Source organism: Streptomyces sp. NPDC048057, assembly GCF_040653095.1.
In the GTDB taxonomy this organism is placed as follows: domain Bacteria; phylum Actinomycetota; class Actinomycetes; order Streptomycetales; family Streptomycetaceae; genus Streptomyces.
This window is the reverse complement of sequence record NZ_JBEZNF010000018.1, coordinates 124,228-142,370: the sequence shown is the minus strand read 5'-3', so window position 1 is coordinate 142,370 and position 18,143 is coordinate 124,228. Positions and strand designations below refer to the sequence as shown.

The following is an 18,143-nucleotide window of genomic DNA, read 5'->3' as shown; positions in this document are numbered from 1 at the left end:
CCCTGCCCGCGTTCGGCCGCGCCCGCATGGCGAGGGGTCGCGGGCAGGGTGACCGATGCGGTGTCACCCGGTGGCGTGCGCGGTGACCGACTGCGGTCGGTCGGCTCCGCGGCGGCCGGCCGGGGCCGCGTCCGCGATGGGGACCTCCGCCTGTCGGCGCTGTCCGGAGACGGTCACCGCGAGGGTGATCGTGCCTGCTCGCAGCGCGGTGAGCCGACCCGTCGCCGGGTCGAAGACGGCCGCGGCGGAGCCGACCGGCTGCGGCCGGCCCGCCGCCCGGGGCGTGATGTGGACGTTCTTCGACGCCGTCCAGTCGACGCTCATCGGGAAGCCCACCGGGACGGTGCGCGTCTGCTGGGTCACCGTGGCCCGCACCTCGGCGGTGCTGCCCGTGGCCAGGGCTGCGGGAGCGTCGAGGGCGAGGGCGTCGACGTGGGCCCGGGTCTGCACGGAGAGCCAGTCGGGGCCGGCGGCCCAGGGCCGGCCGCGGGCCGCGCGCGCATCGGCCGCGGACACCCGGTCGACCCCGACGAGGGACCAGCCGGTGAAGCCGCCGTCGGCGGCCGGGCCGGCCGGGGACTTCCCCGCGTTTCCGTTGGTCAGATACGGGACGGCGTCGACGCGGTCGGCGTGGAAGACGCCGACGTGGCTGCCGACGAAGCCGGCGCCCTTGCCGGTGGTGCGGCGGAAGTCCGCGAGCCAGCCCTCGATCAGCGCCGCTTCCTTGCGGTCGCCGAGCCGGCTGCCCTGCTGCGGGGTGGGGTCGCGCGGCGGTACGTGTTCGACGACGAGGACGGAGCCGATGTCCTCGGCGCGCGCCGCGCCGTCGAGCGCCGCCCGCAGGTTCCGGATCTGTGCGAGGCCGCCGCCGCGCAGCGACAGGCTGGAGGTGTCGAGGGTGACGACGCGGGTGCCGCGGTGGTCGAAGGTGCGGGACGGTGCGCCGAACTCGGCGGTGAAGTTGTCGATCCGGCCGCCCATGACCTCGTGGTTGCCGGGCACGTAGTACCAGGGCACGGCGTCGCCGAGCTCCTCGGTCAGCACGCGCCGGGCGAACGCCAGGTCCTCGGGCGAGCCCTCGTCGACGAGGTCCCCGTTGACCAGCAGGAAGTCGGGCTGCGCGGCCCGGACCTCGCGCAGGGTGCGCCGCGCCTGGCGGACGATGTCGCTGTCCGGGGCGCGCGCCACGAACTGGGCGTCGGAGACCACCGCGAACCGCCAGTCCCGCTCCCCCGTCCCGGCGGCGGAGTCGATCAGGGGATCGACGGGCCGCGGGGGCGCGGGCAGGTCGACGGTGGGCGGGACCTGGGCGGTGAGCGAGTCGATGACGACCTTCCCGGTGTACTGCCGGGTGGCCGCGGTCTCGGCGAGGTAGAAGCGGTGGACGGCGAGCGGGGTCGCGGCTGCCGGCGGCACGGCGAAGGTGACCTTTCGCCAGCCCGTCCAGGTGACGTACGGGCCGCGCAGCAGGTGGTCGGAGCCGGCGGCGTCCTTGAGGTGCAGGGTGGGCCAGGCGCCGTTGCCGTCGCCGTCGATCCAGAGGGTGAAGGACTGCGGCTGGCCGGGCACGCCGATGCGGCCCGGCGGGCTGGCGTAGGCGGCGCGGGTCGCCGTGGAGCGGGTGAAGTCGTAGCGCAGCTCCAGGCCGGTGCCGGTGTGCCCGGCGTCGGTCGGGGCCACGGAGCCGTCGGCGCGGGCCTGGCTGAAGGTCCAGCCGGCGGCGTCGTCGAAGCCGGTCACGGGCTGCTCGGCGAGGCCGACGCTGACCGCGAGGACGGTGGTGGCGGCGCCGACGGTGGCGGTGATGCGGCCCGCTCCGGTGCCGGTGCGCGAGGCGACGGTGAAGGACCCTGCGCCGTCGTCGGTGACGGAGAAGAGCTGCCGGTCGTAGTCGAGGCGTACGTCGGCGGGCTCGACGGGCGCGCTGTTGCCCTGGGCGTCGCGGCCGACGAGTCCGAAGGTGCCGGTGGCGCCGGCGTCGGCGAGGGAGACCCGGCGGGTGGTGGGTTCGACGCGGGCGAGGGGGCCGAGCACGGTCAGCGGGATGCTGCCCTGGGCGCCGCCGCGCTCGGCGCGGACGGTGACGGTGCCGCTGCGGCCGGCGCGGAAGACGCCGCGCCGGTCGACGGTACCGACGGACGGGGCGCCGGAGCGCCAGGTCGGGGCGCCGGCGGCGGGACCGTACGTCTCGTCGTACCCGGCGGCGGTGAGCGCGCGGGTCAGCCCGGGGAAGACGCGGTCCGGTCGGCCGCCTTTGACGGGCGATGCGGTCGGCGCGTCGAGCGGGGACGTACGGGTGGCGACCCGGTAGCCGTGGAGCCGGCCGCTGCCGTCGGGTGCGGTGAGCGCGAGACCGTTGGGCACGGGGCGTTCGCTGCCGTCGGAGGGGCTGTTCTCGACCCGGAGGGCGTCGCTGCCGGGGGCGCGGGCCAGCAGGGTGGAGGAGCCGCCGCCGTCGAGGTTGAGGGCGCTGTGGGCGCCGGCGCGCTGGAGCATCCGCCCCAGTTCGGTGAGGGTGACGCCGCCGCTGTCGGCCTGGCGCCCGTCGACGGTGACGATCTGCATGGTCCGCCCGTCGCGGGAGAAGCCGACGGCGGTGCGGGGCGCCGCGGTGTTGTTGGGCGCGCCCTCGTGGCTTTGGGCCGTGCCGTCGACGACGAGGAGTTCCCGGCCGCCGACGGCGGTGCGCGGCAGGGGGCCGCCGTCGGTGCGCGGCCGGTACGCCAGGGACACCGGGTCGCCGGGGCGGAGCGCGGCGAGCCTGGTCGCGCCGGCCTCCCGGCCGAGCAGCACGGTGGTGTCGTCGGCGATCGGCCCGCTGCCGGGCCGGTCGGTGACGGAGACGACGCGGCCCTCGCGTACGGCGACTTCGGCGCGGACGCCGGAGCCGTCGACGGCCAGCGCCCGGTCGGCGGCGCCCCAGGCGGAGGTGTAGGCGCCGACGCCGTCGACCGGCACGTCGGCCGCGTTGTACGCGGCGAGCGGCCCGGGGCCGGACGGCAGGGTCAGGGTGCCGTCGAAGTACAACTCCAGCACGCGGCCGGCGGCTCCGGGGCCGAAGCCGACGGCCCGGTGGGCGCCCGGGGCCGGCGACTGGGTGGGGGCGCCGTCGCGGATGCCGGGGCCGAGCGGCGCACCGGTCTGGTTGATGTCGAAGAAGTCGGCGTTCACGGCGGCGACGGTGCGCCGCCCGGGTCCGGGGGCGTGTTCGGCGGCCAGCCGGCTCAGCGGTGCACGGTCGGCGACCTTGCCGGTGGAGAGGTAGTCGACGGCTGTCGAGCCGGCGCCGAGGTCGACGGAGAGGGTGTCGACGCGCAGCCAGGCGCGGGCTTCGAGCCGGTCGTACGAGGTGAGGGTCATGCCCGGTGCCACGGGCCGCGATTCCCGCGCGGTCTCGATGCCCTCGGTGTCCACCGCGCGGGGGGTGACCGGCGGTGCGGGGGCGAGGCCGCCGGGGTTGCTGGCGGGCGGTGGGGCGAGGGGCCGCAGGACTTCGGCGGCGGTACGGGGTCGGGGGTCGGTGGTGGTGTCGGCGACGGCCGGGGTGAGCGCCCCGGCCACGGTCGCGGCGAGCGCCGTGAACACGGTCGCCACGGGGAGGAGGGCACGTCTCGTCGTCGCTCTGCTTCTCGCTCTGCCTCGGTCCACAACGTCTCCTGGGTGACGGCTGGTTGAGCACGCAGCGGGCGCCGTCCTGACGGGTGGGGGCGACGACGCCGCGGTGAACGTACCCAGCACGACGGCTCCTACCGCCGTCGCCGGGCGGAACGGGGGGCGTCGCGATCGTGTACGAGGGGGGTCACGGGCCCGCACGACCACAGCGCGGCGATCGATGCACCGTTGCGGAACTCCGCCCAATTCCGCACGTGATCACCTGGTGATTCCTTCACTTCCCGCGGCCCGAATCGAGGATTCCACGGCCACATCACACCGCTGCCGACCGGCCCTCACAGGCGGCTTCGAGAAATGAAAGGGCGTGCCGTGCAGTTTTCCTGACGGCCTTTCATCAAATATCACGACGCCCTTTCGGAGCGGGTTCGGCGCGCTCCTCGTTAGGCTTCCGGCCTCAGCCGTCAGCTCTGATGTCCGCACCACTGAACCATCACGTTTCCAGGAACAGCGCCGTGCCGTCACTTCATCAAAGGCATACCTGTATCTGACAAGGATCCTCAGTGAGCAGAATGCGTCGTTATCTCTTCCCTTCGCTGGCCGTCGCCCTTTTGGTGACCGCCGTCGGCCAGCCTTCAGCGGCACAGTCGAACGGAGCACCACCGCCTGCGTCTGTCGTCGACTCCGCAACGTCCAGCTCCATCCCGCAACTGGCCGACGGATCGCCCGTCGACTCGGAACAGGACGCCGCGAGCGTCGAGGCGTACTGGACCGCAGAGCGGATGGCGAACGCCGTCCCGGCCGAGACGCCCCCGGCCGCAGGGCAGACGCCACCGCCCCTTCCCCTTGAGGAGCCCGCGGCGCAGCAGCCTGGCGAGGTCCCGCCGGCGGGTCCCGAGCAGCCGCCCGCGCAGGGCGGCTCGGTGGCGATCGACGAGGCCGCCACCGCGGGCAAGGTCTTCTACCGCAACCCCACGAACGGGCGTGACTACGTGTGTTCGGCGAGCGCGCTGAACAGCCCGTCCAAGCAGATGGTGATCACCGCGGGGCACTGCGTCAACACCGGTGGCACGAGCAGTGCGAACCCCGGCCGGTGGATGACGAACTGGACGTACGTCCCCCGTTACCGGCAGGGCAGCCGTCCCTTCGGCACGTTCTCGGCGAAGGAGTTCCGTGCGTTCAACGGCTGGATCAACGACAGCAGCTTCCACTGGGACGCCGCCATGGTCACCCTGTGGCCCCGGGCGGGCAAGAAGATCGTGAACGTGACCGGCGGCCACGGCCTGGCGTGGAACTACGACCGCAGCCAGTCGGTGACCGTCTTCGGCTATCCCGGGAACCACTCGTCGGGCGAGGTCCAGTGGGTGTGTTCCGGGACCACACGCCGCGTCGGCTTGACCGACGGCCGGATAGAACTCAACTGCGGCTTCGGCGGGGGCTCCAGCGGCGGCCCCTGGCTGCGCGGCTACAACCAGTCAACGCAGCTCGGCCACGTCAACGGGATCACGAGCACCGGGGCGGGCAGTTGGAACCGCAGCCCGTACTTCGGTGACAGCGTGAAGCGGATGTTCGACGCGCAGGGCAGCAGGACGTAGTTCGGCGCCGCCGCGCTCCGCGGCACCGCGGCACGGACCGAGGGCGTCAGCGCTGCGCATCGCGGGCGCGGGCGCCCTCGCGGGTGCGGGCCGCGGAGACCTGGCGGTCGGGGTGGCGGCGCAGATACTCCGCCTCCAGCTCCGCCATCCGGGCGGTGTGGGCGGCCAGCGCGGCGGCGGAGCCGTGGAGCAGGGTGTCGTGGCGGCTGCGGTGGATGTTCTCCAGCTCGCGGATCAGCTCGTGCTCGCCGAGGCGGGCGGCGTCGACGCCGCGGTGCTCCTGGTCGGCCCGTGTCATGGCAGCCGGGCTCCTTCCGTGTTCCGTCGTTCCTCGTACCGCGTGGTGTGACCATCCGGCCTCTTCTCCGGCCGGGCCGCAACCCGGGGCGCGCTGCGTGCCCCCGCGACCACGCGGAGCGAGCGCGACTCGCGTCCCGGGCCCGGCGGGCGCAGGATGGGGAGCGTGCCGGTGCCGGCCGCGCGCTGCGGGCTGCCGCGGCGGGCTCCGCAGGACTCAGGGACACGAGGGCCATGGACAACGAGACGCGACCACCCACCGTGCCGGGCATGACGTCGAGTGCCCAGAAGTTCGGCGCGCCGTGCTGGGTCAGTCTCATGGCCCGGGACCTCGGCGCTTCGCAGCACTTCTACGGCGCCGTCCTCGGGTGGGACTTCCACAAGGGCCGGCTCGGCGACGAGTTCGCCGTTGCCGTGCGGGACGGTTCGCCCGTCGCCGGGATCGGGGCGCTCGCGCCCCGCCTCCAGGTCGCGGTGGCCTGGACGCCCTACTTCGCCACCAAGGACGCGGACGTTGCGGCGGCCCGGATCCGGGAGCGCAGCGGCACGGTCGCCGTCGGACCGCTCGCGTTCTCGCTGGGGCGCGGTGCGCTGGCCGCGGACCGCGACGGGGCCGTGTTCGGGATCTGGGAGGGCGCACTGATCCCCGACTGGCAGTCGGGCCACAAGGACGCGCCCGCCTGGCTGCTGCTGCGCACCCGCAACGCCTTCGACGCGGCGATCTTCTACGGCGAGGTGCTGGACTGGGCGAACGAGCGCCCCGGCTGCTGCGACGTGGGCTTCGAGAACGACGAGGTCGTGCTGGTGAGCCTCGGCCGGGTGCTGGCGCGGCTCAGCTCGGGTGCCACGGGGGCCGCCGCCGACCCGCTGCTGCGACCGCGCTGGGACGTGCACTTCCCGGTGGAGGACGTGGACGCCACGGCGGAGGCGGCCGTGGAGCACGGGGGGACGGTCCTGGAGCGGCACACCACGTTCGAAGGGGCGCGGGAGGCGACCGTACGGGATCCGGACGGCGCGCTGTTCACCATCACCACCCACGTCTGACCCCGCTCGTCGCACGTACGCGCTCGTCCGGCGCTCAGGCGCCGTCGCCGTGGGACGTGGTCCGTGTCCCGCGGCGCTCACCGAGCCACTGCCGGGCCGCCGCCACCCGCGGGAACTTCTCCCGCTCCTGCTGGACCCGGCGGTCCAACTCCTCCATCAGCCGCCGCGAGCGGTGCTCGGGGTCGAGTTCGGCGAGGATGCGGTCGATCTCGGTGAGCAGCGCGCCCTGCAACTGCCAGTCGCGCGGATCGTTGCGCACCGCCGCGAGCAGCAGTTCCGCCGCCCGTTCCCGGCTGGCGGCGGCGTCCTCCAGCCCGCGCGCGAGCCGCTCCTCCGCCTCCTGTGCGTCCTCGCTGACCTGGGTGGTGACCAGGACGGCGAAGTCCACCAGGGCGTCGGCGACGTGGGCCAGCAGCTCTTCCAGCGCCCGCCCGATCGTCTCGCGGGGGAACAGCCCCTCGTCGCCGTGCTCCTTCGCCAGGTCGGTCATGGTCCGGGCGAGCACCCGCAGCACGACCGCGCAGATCTCCAGGGTGTCGAGCCCGGTCCGCAGCACCACCCGGTTCAGCAGCCCTTCCCGCACCCTCGGGTTGAGCCTGAGGCTGTCCTCCGCCTGCCGCAGCGCCTCGTCCACGTCGGCCACGTCGTCGTCGAGCCGGCGCGCCTCGTGCAGTCGGGCCGCGGCCGTCGCCACGGTGGTGGGGGTGCTCAGCTCCTCCCCGATGTCGAGCAGCAGCAGCCGCATGCGTCGGGCCAGGCCCTCGATGGAGTCGCCGGCGGTGCTCACCCACACAGGCGGCACGAAGAGCACGTTGAACAGCAGCCCCACCACCGCGCCGATGAGCGTTTCGAGGACCCGGTCCCACGCGGTGTCGGCCACCCGGGTGACGCCGAGGACGAGCATCGCGCTGATCGCGACCTCGGGGACGAACTCGCTGACCCGCACCACGTACCCGACGACCAGGGACAGCAGGATGATCAGGCCGAGGCTCCACCAGCTCAGCCCCACCCACAGGCTGAAGGCGCTGGCGATCAGCACCCCCGCCACCACCGCGTTCACCCGGCGGATGCCGGTGGTGAGCGTGGAGTACAGGGTCACCTGGACGACCAGCAGCGCGGTGAGGGGGGCGGTGAGCGGCGCCGGTTCGTTGCTGAGCCACAGCGCGACGACGTACGCGAGGGTGGCCGCGGCGGCGGAGCGCAGCGTCTGGCCCACGACCGGGTCGCGGTGGTGCGCCCGTACGAAGTCCGTGCCCGCCCGCACGATGGCACGCACCGTCGGCGGGCGCCGTTCAGCCCCCACGGCCCACGGCGCGGTGCAAGTGGCTCATGCCACGGGAGTGCCCGCTGAGGCCGTTGGAGGCACGGACGGGGCAGGATGTTCGGGCGAACGCGACGCTTCCATGACCCGTCCGGGGGAACGCCCGGCGTGCCGCGGGCGGCGTCCGGGGCGAGAGTGGGACGTGCCCCGGGCGCGGCGCCCGCAGCGCTGGGGCAGGGGACGAGGCGGGCGGCGGGCGAGGGAGCTGGCGATGGACCCCGTGGAGGCGCTGGACCGGGTGGCGTTCCTGCTGGAGCGCGCGCGGGCGGAGACGTACCGGGTACGGGCCTTTCGCACCGCCTCCGCCGTGGTGGCCCGGATGTCGCCCGAGGAGGTGCGGCGGCGCGCCGCGTCCCCGCGCGCGCTGGAGTCGGTCAAGGGCATCGGCCCCAAGACGGCGCGGGTGGTCGCCCAGGCCCTCGCGGGCGAGGTGCCGGAGTACCTGCGGCAGTTGGAGGACGAGGCCGCGGCGCCGCTCGCGGACGGCGGCGAGCAGTTGCGCTCGTTGCTGCGCGGCGACTGCCATCTGCACTCCGACTGGTCCGACGGCGGCAGCCCGATCGAGGAGATGGGGCGTACGGCGATCGCCCTCGGGCACGACTGGGCGGTGCTCACGGACCACTCGCCGCGGCTGACGGTGGCCCGTGGGCTGGACGCCGGGCGGCTGCGCGAGCAACTGGCCGTGGTGGCGGAGCTGAACCGCCAATGGGCGCCCTTCAGACTGCTGACCGGCATCGAGTGCGACATCCTCCCCGACGGCTCCCTCGACCAGGAACCCGCGCTCCTCGACGCGTTGGACGTGGTGGTGGCCTCGGTCCACTCGGAGTTGCGGATGGACGCCGCACGGATGACCCGACGGATGGTGAAGGCCGTGGAGAACCCGCTGGTGGACGTGCTCGGGCACTGCACCGGACGGCTGCTGATCGGCCGGGAGCACGTCCGCCGGGGCCGGTCGACCACCAGCGGCACCCGGCCGGAGTCCCGCTTCGACGCCGCGGAGGTCTTCGCGGCGTGCGCCGCGTCCGGCACGGCCGTCGAGATCAACAGCCGCCCCGAGCGGCTCGATCCGCCGATGCGGCTGTTGGAGCAGGCGGTGGGGGCGGGCGTCCACTTCGCCGTCGACACCGACGCGCACGCCCCCGGCCAGCTCGACTGGCAGGTCATCGGCTGCGCCCGGGCGGAGCGGGCCAGGGTGCCCGCCGAGCGGGTGATCAACACCTGGGGCGCGGACGAACTGCTCGCCTGGGTCGCCGGGTGAGCGACGCGTCGTTGCGGGCCGCCCGTCGATCCAACCTGATCCAAACGAAAGACCCTAGCCGGGGGATGGGCAGTCAGTCATCGATCAGTACGCCGACCTTGTCGATGCGGTGCTCGGGGTTGCCCAGGTCGTCGCGCCAGTAGTTGCCCGCGGCGTCGTCCTCGGGCGTGGCACAGGTCGACAGGGTGATCATCGCCTCGGTGGGGCGCTCTTCGGGGCGGCCGGGGACCGCGGCGCGCTGTTCGGCGAGCGAACGCTCGGAGCGGAAGGAGGTCCAGCGGGTCCCGGTGATCTCGTAGCGGTAGGTGCGGCCGTCCTCGACGACGGTCACGACGTCGCCCGTGCGCAGCTCCGGGAGGTCGTGCAGGGGGCCGCCGGCGCTCAGTCGATGGGCGGTGACCAGGTAGTTCCCTATCTCCCCCGGGCCCACTCCCCCGGTGTCGCCGCGGGGGCTGGCGGCCACTCCGCCGTCCTGGATGCGGGTGCCGGCGAGGTCGTCGGTGGTGCCCTCGTACGGGACCACGGTGAGGTCGTCGACGCCGATGGCGGGGATGGACACGGTGGCGTCGGCGTCCGTCGCGACCGTACGGGGTCCTGCCGGGCCGGGTACGGACGGCGCGAGGGCCACCGGCGGGCGCTCGCGCGGCTCGGTGCCGGTGGCGAGCGCGGTGGTGCACGTGGCGAGGAGGGCGAGGAACGTTGCCGCCAGCGTCACGAGTGCGGTGCGGAACTTCGCCATGGCGGGTCCGGATCGTCGACGGCTGCGGTTTGCGGCCGCGCCGTGCCGTGCTCGTCGGCGTACGGCCGTTCCGTCCAGGATACGGCCGTACGCGTGACGGCGACGGGTGGGAGCGGTCGCCCCCGCGGGCGCGGCGGCACCGTGACGGGTGTGCGGTGACGGCGTCCGCGGCCCAGTGGTGGGCTGGTCGCGCCGTTCCGCCCCCTCCGCCCCAGGGGCGCTGGGGGTACCCCCAGCGCCCCTGATTCGCTGCCCTCGTCGATCACCTGCGGACCGGCTTCATCCAGTGCTGACGGCACCCTTTGCGGTCTGCAAAGGGTGCCGGGGCAACGGCGTCCCGGCCGGCCGGGGCCGAGGGGCGGTCAGGCGTGCGGGACGACGGCCACCGGGGAGGTCGCGTGGTGCAGCACGGCGTGGGCCACGGATCCGATGCGACCGCCGAAGGGCGCCTTGCGGATGCGGCGGCCCACGACCAGCAGGGTCGCCCCTTCGGCCGCCGCGACCAGCACGTCCGCGGTCTTGCCGACGGTGGGCGCCTCGTCGACCGTGACGCCCGGGTGCTTGGCCCGCCAAGGAGCCAGCACCTCCTTGAGGGTGGCGGTCTCCTGCTTCTCCAGTTCGGCGTCGAGCACCGGGTCCGGCGGCAGTCCGTAGGCGAAGTACGGCGGCAGCGACCAGGCGTGCACCACGCGCAGCGCGGCGCTCCGGCGCTCGGCGTCCTCGAAGGCGTAGCGGATCAGGGCGTCGTCGGGCTCGTTGGCGTCCAGGCCGAGAACGACGGTCCCCGCGCCCTGGTCGGCGGTCTCCTCGTCGGCCCCTTCCTCGGGCGCGCGGACGAAGACGAGGGGGCTCTGGGCGGTGGCGAGGACGGCCTGGCCGACGGAGCCGACGAGGAAGCCGCCGAAGCTGCTCAGCCCGCGGGAGCCGAGCACGAGGAGCGCCGACTCGTCGGCGACCTTCGGCAGCACGTCGCCCGGGCGGCCGGTGAGCTGGTCGATGGCGACGTCCAGCTCACCGTGGCGGGCCCGTACCCCTTCGGCCGCTTCGCGCGGCACCCGCTCCACCCAGTGCTGCTGGCTCTCCACTCCGAGGAAGGTGGCTCGGGCGGCCATCGGCACCGGCTCCCAGACGTTGACCAGTTTCAGCGGCAGTCCGCGCAGGACGGCCTCCCGGGCCGCCCATTCGGCGGCGGCCAGGCTCTCGCGGGAGCCGTCGAGGCCCACGGTGACGGGCCTGGTGCTGGTGCTGGGCATGCTGCACACCTCCTGGAACGTGCGGGATCGTCGGTGATCCCGCTTTCCAGCATGGGTGCTCGTGCGCGCGCGTGCGAGGGGCACGAGGTCCCGGAGCGCACCCCCACAGGTCCCGTGCTCCGGGCCGACCGGCCAGGCCCGAAGTCCTTCACGAGCCCCTCCGTCCCCGCGAAGCCCAAAACGCCCACGCGGCCCTGTGAGCGACGAACGCACACCGCCCGCAAGCCACCCGTGGGGCGACGCCGAAAAGGCCGCACACGACCCCACCGAGAGCCGTCCCGGCACCCTCTCGGAAACCTTCAAGATGCGCTTTTTCGCCGCTCTGACCTGGGGTAACGTGAGGGGCGCGCCGAGGCGGTCGCCAGTGCCGCCGGTGGCACCTGCGCTGTGCCCGCGCTGCCCCTTCCGTGAGCCGAGCCCTTTGTGAGGCCCCGTCATGCCCGCACCCCGCGCCCTGTCCCAACTTCCGTACGCGGCACACCTCCGGCCGCTCGACGGCGAGCTGCGCCAGGAGGACGACCTCGACTGCGTCCACGTGGACGGAGGCAGTTACGACGCGTTCGACGGCGGCGCCGTGCGCTTCACGGAGTCCGCGCTGACCTCGACGGCCTTCACCGGCGGGCGGATGCGCCGGGCGCGCTTCAACGACGTCTGGATGCACACCGTGCGGTTCGTCGCCACGGACCTGGTCGACACCCACTGGATGGACACGGAGGTGGTGGCGGGCTCGCTCGCCGGGCTGGAGATGTTCGGCTCGCAACTGCACCGGGTCACCTTCCACCAGTGCAAGCTCGACTCCGTGAACCTGCGGTCCACCACGCTGCGGGACGTCACCTTCGTCGACTGTCTGCTGCGGGACGTCGACTTCGCCGGCGCGGAACTGACCCGGGTCTCCTTCCCCGGCTCCGCCCTGGAGGACGCCCGGTTCCCGCAGGCGCGGATGAAGGACGTGGACCTGCGGGGCGCGGAGCGCCTGGGGATCAGCGCCGGAGTGGAGTCGCTGAAGGGCGCCACGATCAGCACCGGCCAACTGCTGGACTTCGCCCCGCTGTTCGCCCAGACGCTCGGCATCGTCGTACAGGACCGCTGACCCCCCGTACGGGACGGGGGCGTACGGGACGGGGGCGTACGGGACGGGGGCGTACGGCCCGACGGCCGTCGCGGCGGCCGTCGGGCGGGCAAGCGGTGGTCAGCGCAGTCCGAGGGTGACCGGGCCGCCGTGCGGGCTGATCCCGCGCAGTGCGGACCACGGGACGCGGAACATCCGCCCGGGCGCGGCCGGCCAGGCCAGTCGGCGCTCGGCGACGACCCGGCCCTGCTGGCTCACGGTGACGTGCGGCACGCGGACGAACTCGTCCGTCCACAGCAGCAGTCGACGGCGCGGCGGCGCCGGGTCGCCCGGGCGCAGCAGCCCCGGTGAGACCCAGCGCAGGGGGGCCTCGGCGAGCAGCCGCACCGGGGCGGCCTCCGCGGGGGCGCCGCCGGAGGCGAGCCAGGACGCCACCTGGTCGGCGACGTGCCGGCCGTCGAGGGCGGCGACGTCGGCCGTGTCCACGGGGTGCAGCAGATTGCCGGCGGCGAAGACGCCGGGGCGGCTGGTGCGCAGCGCGGTGTCGACGAGGGGGCCGCGGGTGCCCGGGTCGAGGTCGAGTCCGCCGCTGCGGACGAGTTCGTGGTCCGGGATCCAGTCGCCGGTGAAGACGACGGTGTCGCACTCCACGGTGCGGCGCCGGCCGGTGTCCAGGTGCTCGATCTCCACGGCTTCCACGCGGGGCTTGCCGATGATCCGCACCACCCGGGTGCGATGGGCGACGGGGACCTTCAGCAGCGCCCGGCCGCCGAGGACGAAGGCGGCGTACGACTCGGTGCGCGCGTACTCGCTGGCCATCAGGGCGACCGCGCAACCCGCCTCGCGCAGGGTGACGACGGCGGACCAGCTGACGAGTTCGCCGCCGACGACGACCGCGCGCCGGCCGACGTCCTGGTGGTGGAGGTGGACGGCGTTCTGGAGCTGTCCGGTGGTGTAGACGCCGGCGGGCCGGTCGCCGGGGACGCGCCGGGCGCTGCGGGGACGTTCGCGGGCGCCGGTGGCGAGCACGATCGCCTTCGGTTCGACGCGGAAGCGACCTTCGGGGCTGGTGACGTCGACGGCGAGGTCCCCGGCCCAGTGGGTGACCGTGGCCCGGGTCTTGACGACGGCGCCGGCGGCGAGGGCGGCGTCGGTGAGGCGTCGGGCGTACGCCGGGCCGGTCAGGACGCGGTGCAGGTCCCGCAGGCCGTAGCCGGTGTGGTCGCTGTGGCGGGGGATACCGCCCGCTTCCTTCTCCCGGTCGAGGACGAGGACGTCGCCGGTGGTGCGCGGGGCGAGGGCGGTGGCGGCGGTGAGTCCGGCGGGGCCGGCGCCGATGACGAGGACGTCCGGGGTCAGGGTGCGTCCCGCGGGGGCGGGCCGCGCCGTGGTGGGGGTGGCCGGCTGGAGCTGGTCGGTCTGGTCGGTCATCAGGTGGTCACCTCGTGGCACGGGCGGGTGCAACCCTGCCCGGTGCGGTGGTCGTTCATGAGCTGCTGGACGGCTGAGCCGCAGAAGAACCCCTGGCAGCGGCCGTTCATGGCGCGGGTGCGCCGCCGCAGCCCTTCGAGGGTGCGGGCGGGCAGCTCGGCGTGGCAGGCGTCGCGGACCTCGCCCGCGGTGACCCGCTCGCAGAAGCAGACGACCTCTCCGTACGCGGGGTCGGCGGCGATCTTCTCGTCGTCCTGGTAGGGGCGCACGGCGGCTTCGCCGATGTACGGCATCGTCGGCGGCTCGGGCAGGTCGTCGCGTTCCTTGAGGACCAGGCCGGCCCCGGCCAGCAGTCCGCGGACGTGTTCGGCGATGGCCATGCCGGCGGTCAGCCCGGTGGAGCGGATGCCGCCGACGAGGAGGTAGCGCTGGTCGGCGTCGGCCTCGATGAGGTAGTCCGGGTGGTCGATGGCGGCGCGCAGTCCGGCGTACGTCGCGGTGACCTCCTCGTCGAGGAGGCGGGGCATCAGCCGTTCGCCCTTCTCCAACAGGAAGGCGAAGCCGTCTTCGGAGGTGCCGGTGGCGCCCCGGTCGGTCAGGTCCTCGGAGGTGGGGCCGAGCATGACGTTGCCGTACACGGTGGGCGAGACGAGGACGCCCTTGCCGCGGGAGGTGGGGACGGGGAGCACGATCCTGTCGACCAGGGGGCGGGCGAGCTTGTCGAAGACGAACAGCTCGCCGCGGCGCGGGGTGACGGTGAACCGCCGGTGCCCGAAGAGGGCGTCGAGGCGGTCGGCGCCGAGACCGGCGGCGTTCACGACCCAACGGCCGTGGACGGGGCCCGCCTCGGTGTGCACGGTGGTGACGTCCTCGTCGACGGTGACGCCGGTGACGGGGTGGTCGAGCAGGACGGTGGTGCCGCGCCGCCGTGCGTCGGTGGCGAGGGCGAGATTGGTGGTCCAGGTGCAGATGATGGACTCGTCGGGGACGGTCAGGCCGCCGAGCACGCCGTCGCCGAGGGCGGGGACGAGCCCGTACACCTCGTCGGGGCCGATGAGCGCGCAGGCGTGGTACCCGTTGGCTTCGGCCTTCTTCTTGAGGGCGGGCAGGGCGGCGAGTTCCTCGTCGTTCCAGGCGACGAGGACGGCGCCGGTGTGTTCGACGGGGATGCCGGTGTCCCGGGCGTAGTCCGACAGCAGTTCGTAGCCGCGCTGGACGAGGCGGGACTCCAGCGTGCCGGGCGTCGCGTCGAACCCGGTGTGCAGGATGGCGGTGTTGGCCTTGCTGGTGCCGTCCCCTACGTCGGACCGGGCTTCGACCAGTGCGACGGTCACCGCGTGGCCCGCCAGGTCGCGGGCGATGGCGGCGCCGACGATCCCGCCGCCGATCACGACGACGTCGTGGACGGTGGCGGCATCGGTCCCCGGGGCGTTGGTGCTGCCTGGGGTCTTGCTCATGTCAGATCTCCCTTGCGGACGGTGGCCTCGGCGACCGCCGTCCATGTACTGCGGAACTGCGCCGCCCGCTCCGCCGACCACACGGGTTCGTAGCCGGCCGACGGCTGCCACTGCCCGACGGCTTCGCGGAGGGTGAGGTGCGGGTCGAGCGCCAGGCGCGCCAGTGCGGCGGCACCCAGCGGGGTGGCGTGGGCGGAGGGGTAGACGTCCACCGGCATCTGCGCGAGGTCGGCCTGGGCCTGCATCAGGGTGGCGCTGCGGGTCAGGCCGCCGTCGGCACGCAGCCGGGTCAGCGGCGCCCCCAGGTCGGTCGCCACCAGGTCGCACAGGGTGGCGACCTGGGCGGCGATGCCCTCAAGGACGGCGCGGACCAGGTGTCCGGGGCCGGTGGAGAGCGTCATGCCGGTGAAGGTGGCGGTGGCGTCAGGGCGCCACCAGGGGGCGGCGAGCCCGGCGAGGGCGGGCACGCAGAGCGTGCCGTCGGACTCCTTCGCCGCCGCGGAGTCCAGGTCGCTCGCGGTCCGTATGAAGCCGAGGTCGCGGATCCAACGGACCGCGGACGCGGCGGTGTAGACCTGTCCGTCGACGCAGTACGGGGTGGCGCCGGCGGCCCGCCAGGCGACGGACGAGGTCAGCCCCGAGGTGGAGCGCACCGCGGTGGCGCCGGTGTTGGCAAGCAGGAAGGCGCCGGTGCCGAAGGTGCACTTGGCCTCCCCCGCGTCCAGGCACCCCTCGGCCAGCAGTGCGGCCTGCTGGTCGACGACGAGCCCGGCGACGGGGACCTCGCCGCCGAAGGCGCGGGTCGTGCCGATCACCTCGTCGCAGGCGACGATGCGGGGCAGCCGCTCGCCGCCGAGGCCGAAGAGGTCGACCAGCTCCCGGTCCCAGTCGGCCCGGTCGATGTCTAGGAGCAGGGAGCGGCTGGCGGTCGCGACGTCGGTGACGAACTCTCCGGTGAGGTGGTGCAGCAGCCAGGTGTCGACGGTGGTGACGACGCCTTCGGTGGTGACGTTCCGCCGCAGCCAGGCCATCTTGGGCGCGGAGAAGTACGAGTCGAGGACGAGGCCGGTGCGGGCGGCGACCATCGCGGCGTGCTCGCCCAGTTCCGCGCAGACGGACTCGGCCCGGCGGTCCTGCCAGACGACCGCGTCCGACAGGGGCGCCCCGGTGCGCGGGTCCCAGGCAAGGACGGTCTCGCCCTGGTTGGCGAGGGCGACCACGTCGATCGGGCGCCCCGCGTCGGCGACGGCGCGCCGCCCGGTGTCGAGGACGGAGGCGAGCAGGGCCGCGGGGTCCTGTTCGACCAGGCCGCCCTCGCCGTAGCGGGGGTGGAGTTCGGCCTCGGCGATGGTGAGGGTGCGGCCGGCGCCGTCCACCACGATCGCCTTGGTGCCGGACGTGCCCTGGTCGATGGCGAGGACGACGGTCATCGGTCGGACACCTCGGTCGTTTCGTCCGCGGGGGCGGATGTGGGGGCGGGGACGGTCGCCGGGGCGGCGTTCGCGTCGGTGTCGTCGAGCGCGCGGTCGACGTCGGCCATGTCGGGCATGGTGAGCCCGGCGACGCCGCGGCGCACCAGCAGGAAGGCGAAGTACACCGCGCCGATGGCGAACAGCACGAGGACGTACAGCCAGGGGTCGCGGAAGGAGGCGTCGCGGAAGATCAACAGCTCGTAGACCAGCCACACGGACGCCACCACGATGACGGGGATCTCCCAGCGGCCCAGGGAGAAGCCCTGGGTGGGCGGCAGGGACTTGCGCTTGACGACGTACATCAGGACGGTGCCCGCGTAGATGATGGCGGGCAGCAGGGTGGCCGCGGAGAACAGCGAGAACAGGGCGTCGGTCGTCATCGCGAAGCTCGCCAGGACCGCCTGGGCGACGAGGAAGATGAAGAGCGTCGCGTTCAGCGGGGTGCCGCGGCGGGGGTGGATCCTGCGCAGCGCCCGCCAGCCGGGGAAGCGCTCGTCCCGGGACATGGCCCACACCAGGCGCGTACCGCTCATGGTGATGACCAGGCCGCAGGAGAAGATCGAGATCACCACGAGGACCAGGAGCCCCTTGCCGATCCCGGAGCCGAGGACCGCGGTGATGACGGTGGCCACGGGGGTGTCCGACTGGGCGAGCTTCGCCGGGTCCTCGATCAGCGCGGTGATGGCGATCAGGAACAGGAAACCGAGGACGCCCAGCGACAGCACGGCCTGGACCATGGCCTTGGGGATGACGCGGGCCGGGTCGCGGGTCTCCTCCGCGAGGTTGGCCGCGGACTCGAAGCCGACGATGGTGAAGGCGCCGAGGAGGAAGGCGAGGGCGAAGGGGCCGACGTGACCGGCGGTGCCGAGGCTGTAGTAGCCGGCTTCGGCGACGGGCGCGGTCTGGAAGAGGGTGCCGAAGTCCAGCTTGCCGCTGAAGCCTCCGACCGCGAACAGCAGCACGGTCAGGGCGATCATGCCGACGAGTTGGATGGTGACCGCGGTCTTGTTGACGGAGTGCGTCACCCGGGTCGAGCTCGCCACCAGGACGGCCTGGAGGAGGACGACCACGGCGGTGATGGCCCAGGCGTTCTGCTGGGTGCCCTGGTACTGGAAGAGCTCCGGCAGGATCGTCGAGGCGATGGTGTAGTCGACCGCGACCACGACCACGCCGAGGAAGGAGAAGGAGATCCACCCCATGATCCAGCCCCACACCGGGTTCACCAGGCGGGAGACCCACTGGTAGGCGTAGCCGCTGATGGGGATGCGGGCGGCGAGCGCGCCGAAGACCAGGGCGACGGAGAGCTGCCCGAGGACGGCGATGGGCCAGGCGAAGATGCCGCGCGGACCGGAGCTGTTCAGCACGGATCCGTAGGTGGTGAAGATGCCGGTGGCGATCGAGACGAAGCCGAACGCCATGGCGAAGGAGGCGTAGCGGGTCAGCTCCCGCTTCATCTCCGGCCGGGCGCCGGACCCCTGCGGTCTGGCGCCGTCGGTGCTCACTGACTCCTGGGTGGCCATGGAGCGTTTCCTTTCACGACCCCGCTCTCGGTGGCGAGCGGAAGCTGATGAGGCTGAAGTCCGTGGTGCGGGCATGGG

The 18,143-nt window shown here is 73.8% G+C and carries 13 protein-coding genes; 4 read left to right on the top strand and 9 right to left on the bottom strand.

Going from position 1 to position 18,143, the window contains the following annotated elements; genetic code table 11:
* Positions 1-63 precede the first annotated feature (63 nt).
* Positions 64-3,585, bottom strand: a complete 3,522-nt coding sequence (locus AB0E05_RS22200) for a phosphodiester glycosidase family protein (protein ID WP_361966137.1) — start codon at positions 3,583-3,585, stop codon at positions 64-66.
* A gap of 596 nt (positions 3,586-4,181) precedes the next feature.
* Between AB0E05_RS22200 and AB0E05_RS22195 the strand changes: the two genes are divergently transcribed.
* Positions 4,182-5,204, top strand: a complete 1,023-nt coding sequence (locus AB0E05_RS22195; protein ID WP_361966135.1) for a hypothetical protein — start codon at positions 4,182-4,184, stop codon at positions 5,202-5,204.
* Between the two features lie 46 nt (positions 5,205-5,250).
* Here the strand turns inward: AB0E05_RS22195 and AB0E05_RS22190 are convergent, their stop codons facing one another.
* A complete protein-coding gene (locus tag AB0E05_RS22190; RefSeq protein ID WP_361966049.1) occupies positions 5,251-5,502 on the bottom strand; it encodes a DUF6158 family protein in 252 nt (83 codons plus the stop codon).
* 269 nt (positions 5,503-5,771) lie between these two features.
* On the opposite strand from AB0E05_RS22190, the gene AB0E05_RS22185 reads away from it, so the two are divergent.
* Positions 5,772-6,545: a VOC family protein gene (locus tag AB0E05_RS22185; RefSeq protein ID WP_361966047.1), complete on the top strand. Its 774-nt coding sequence runs from the start codon at positions 5,772-5,774 to the stop codon at positions 6,543-6,545.
* A gap of 34 nt (positions 6,546-6,579) precedes the next feature.
* On the opposite strand, the gene AB0E05_RS22180 is transcribed toward AB0E05_RS22185, so the two are convergent.
* Positions 6,580-7,821, bottom strand: a complete 1,242-nt coding sequence (locus AB0E05_RS22180; protein WP_361966045.1) for an aromatic acid exporter family protein — start codon at positions 7,819-7,821, stop codon at positions 6,580-6,582.
* 256 nt (positions 7,822-8,077) lie between these two features.
* Here AB0E05_RS22180 and AB0E05_RS22175 point away from each other — a divergent pair, with 256 nt between their 5' ends.
* Complete coding sequence (locus tag AB0E05_RS22175) at positions 8,078-9,124, top strand: PHP domain-containing protein (RefSeq protein WP_361966043.1); 1,047 nt, start codon at positions 8,078-8,080, stop codon at positions 9,122-9,124.
* 73 nt (positions 9,125-9,197) lie between these two features.
* Here the strand turns inward: AB0E05_RS22175 and AB0E05_RS22170 are convergent, their stop codons facing one another.
* Both AB0E05_RS22170 and AB0E05_RS22165 read right to left on the bottom strand, forming a co-directional pair.
* The gene (locus tag AB0E05_RS22170; protein ID WP_361966041.1) at positions 9,198-9,863 is read right to left on the bottom strand and encodes a class E sortase; all 666 of its coding nucleotides are present in this window, start codon (positions 9,861-9,863) and stop codon (positions 9,198-9,200) included.
* A gap of 362 nt (positions 9,864-10,225) precedes the next feature.
* The gene (locus tag AB0E05_RS22165; protein WP_361966039.1) at positions 10,226-11,116 is read right to left on the bottom strand and encodes a universal stress protein; all 891 of its coding nucleotides are present in this window, start codon (positions 11,114-11,116) and stop codon (positions 10,226-10,228) included.
* A 436-nt stretch (positions 11,117-11,552) separates the two neighbouring features.
* On the opposite strand from AB0E05_RS22165, the gene AB0E05_RS22160 reads away from it, so the two are divergent.
* Positions 11,553-12,206 carry a pentapeptide repeat-containing protein gene (locus tag AB0E05_RS22160; RefSeq protein WP_361966037.1) on the top strand — a complete coding sequence of 218 codons (654 nt, stop codon included), beginning with the start codon at positions 11,553-11,555 and terminating at the stop codon, positions 12,204-12,206.
* A gap of 99 nt (positions 12,207-12,305) precedes the next feature.
* On the opposite strand, the gene AB0E05_RS22155 is transcribed toward AB0E05_RS22160, so the two are convergent.
* From AB0E05_RS22155 to AB0E05_RS22140, 4 genes are read right to left on the bottom strand one after another with little or no spacing between them, the layout of a single operon-like run.
* On the bottom strand, positions 12,306-13,616 hold the full coding sequence (locus tag AB0E05_RS22155; protein ID WP_361966035.1) for an FAD-dependent oxidoreductase: 1,311 nt from the start codon (positions 13,614-13,616) through the stop codon (positions 12,306-12,308).
* A complete protein-coding gene (locus tag AB0E05_RS22150) occupies positions 13,616-15,073 on the bottom strand; it encodes an NAD(P)/FAD-dependent oxidoreductase (protein ID WP_361966032.1) in 1,458 nt (485 codons plus the stop codon). The genes AB0E05_RS22155 and AB0E05_RS22150 overlap by 1 nt, the downstream gene beginning before the upstream one ends.
* A complete protein-coding gene (locus tag AB0E05_RS22145) occupies positions 15,070-16,503 on the bottom strand; it encodes an FGGY family carbohydrate kinase (RefSeq protein WP_361966030.1) in 1,434 nt (477 codons plus the stop codon). Before AB0E05_RS22145 ends, AB0E05_RS22150 begins: the two co-directional genes overlap by 4 nt.
* On the bottom strand, positions 16,500-18,065 hold the full coding sequence (locus AB0E05_RS22140; RefSeq protein WP_361966028.1) for an APC family permease: 1,566 nt from the start codon (positions 18,063-18,065) through the stop codon (positions 16,500-16,502). The genes AB0E05_RS22145 and AB0E05_RS22140 overlap by 4 nt, the downstream gene beginning before the upstream one ends.
* Positions 18,066-18,143: the final 78 nt, after the last annotated feature.

Bases quoted from the DNA above. Each gene is read 5' to 3' on its own strand.
- AB0E05_RS22195 (WP_361966135.1), top strand. From the start codon at position 4,182: ATGCGTCGTTATCTCTTCCCTTCGCTGGCCGTCGCCCTTTTGGTGACC.
- AB0E05_RS22190 (WP_361966049.1), bottom strand. From the start codon at position 5,502: ATGACACGGGCCGACCAGGAGCACCGCGGCGTCGACGCCGCCCGCCTC.
- AB0E05_RS22185 (WP_361966047.1), top strand. From the start codon at position 5,772: ATGACGTCGAGTGCCCAGAAGTTCGGCGCGCCGTGCTGGGTCAGTCTC.
- AB0E05_RS22175 (WP_361966043.1), top strand. From the start codon at position 8,078: ATGGACCCCGTGGAGGCGCTGGACCGGGTGGCGTTCCTGCTGGAGCGC.
- AB0E05_RS22170 (WP_361966041.1), bottom strand. From the start codon at position 9,863: ATGGCGAAGTTCCGCACCGCACTCGTGACGCTGGCGGCAACGTTCCTC.
- AB0E05_RS22165 (WP_361966039.1), bottom strand. From the start codon at position 11,116: ATGCCCAGCACCAGCACCAGGCCCGTCACCGTGGGCCTCGACGGCTCC.
- AB0E05_RS22160 (WP_361966037.1), top strand. From the start codon at position 11,553: ATGCCCGCACCCCGCGCCCTGTCCCAACTTCCGTACGCGGCACACCTC.
- AB0E05_RS22155 (WP_361966035.1), bottom strand. From the start codon at position 13,616: ATGACCGACCAGACCGACCAGCTCCAGCCGGCCACCCCCACCACGGCG.
- AB0E05_RS22150 (WP_361966032.1), bottom strand. From the start codon at position 15,073: ATGAGCAAGACCCCAGGCAGCACCAACGCCCCGGGGACCGATGCCGCC.
- AB0E05_RS22145 (WP_361966030.1), bottom strand. From the start codon at position 16,503: ATGACCGTCGTCCTCGCCATCGACCAGGGCACGTCCGGCACCAAGGCG.
- AB0E05_RS22140 (WP_361966028.1), bottom strand. From the start codon at position 18,065: ATGGCCACCCAGGAGTCAGTGAGCACCGACGGCGCCAGACCGCAGGGG.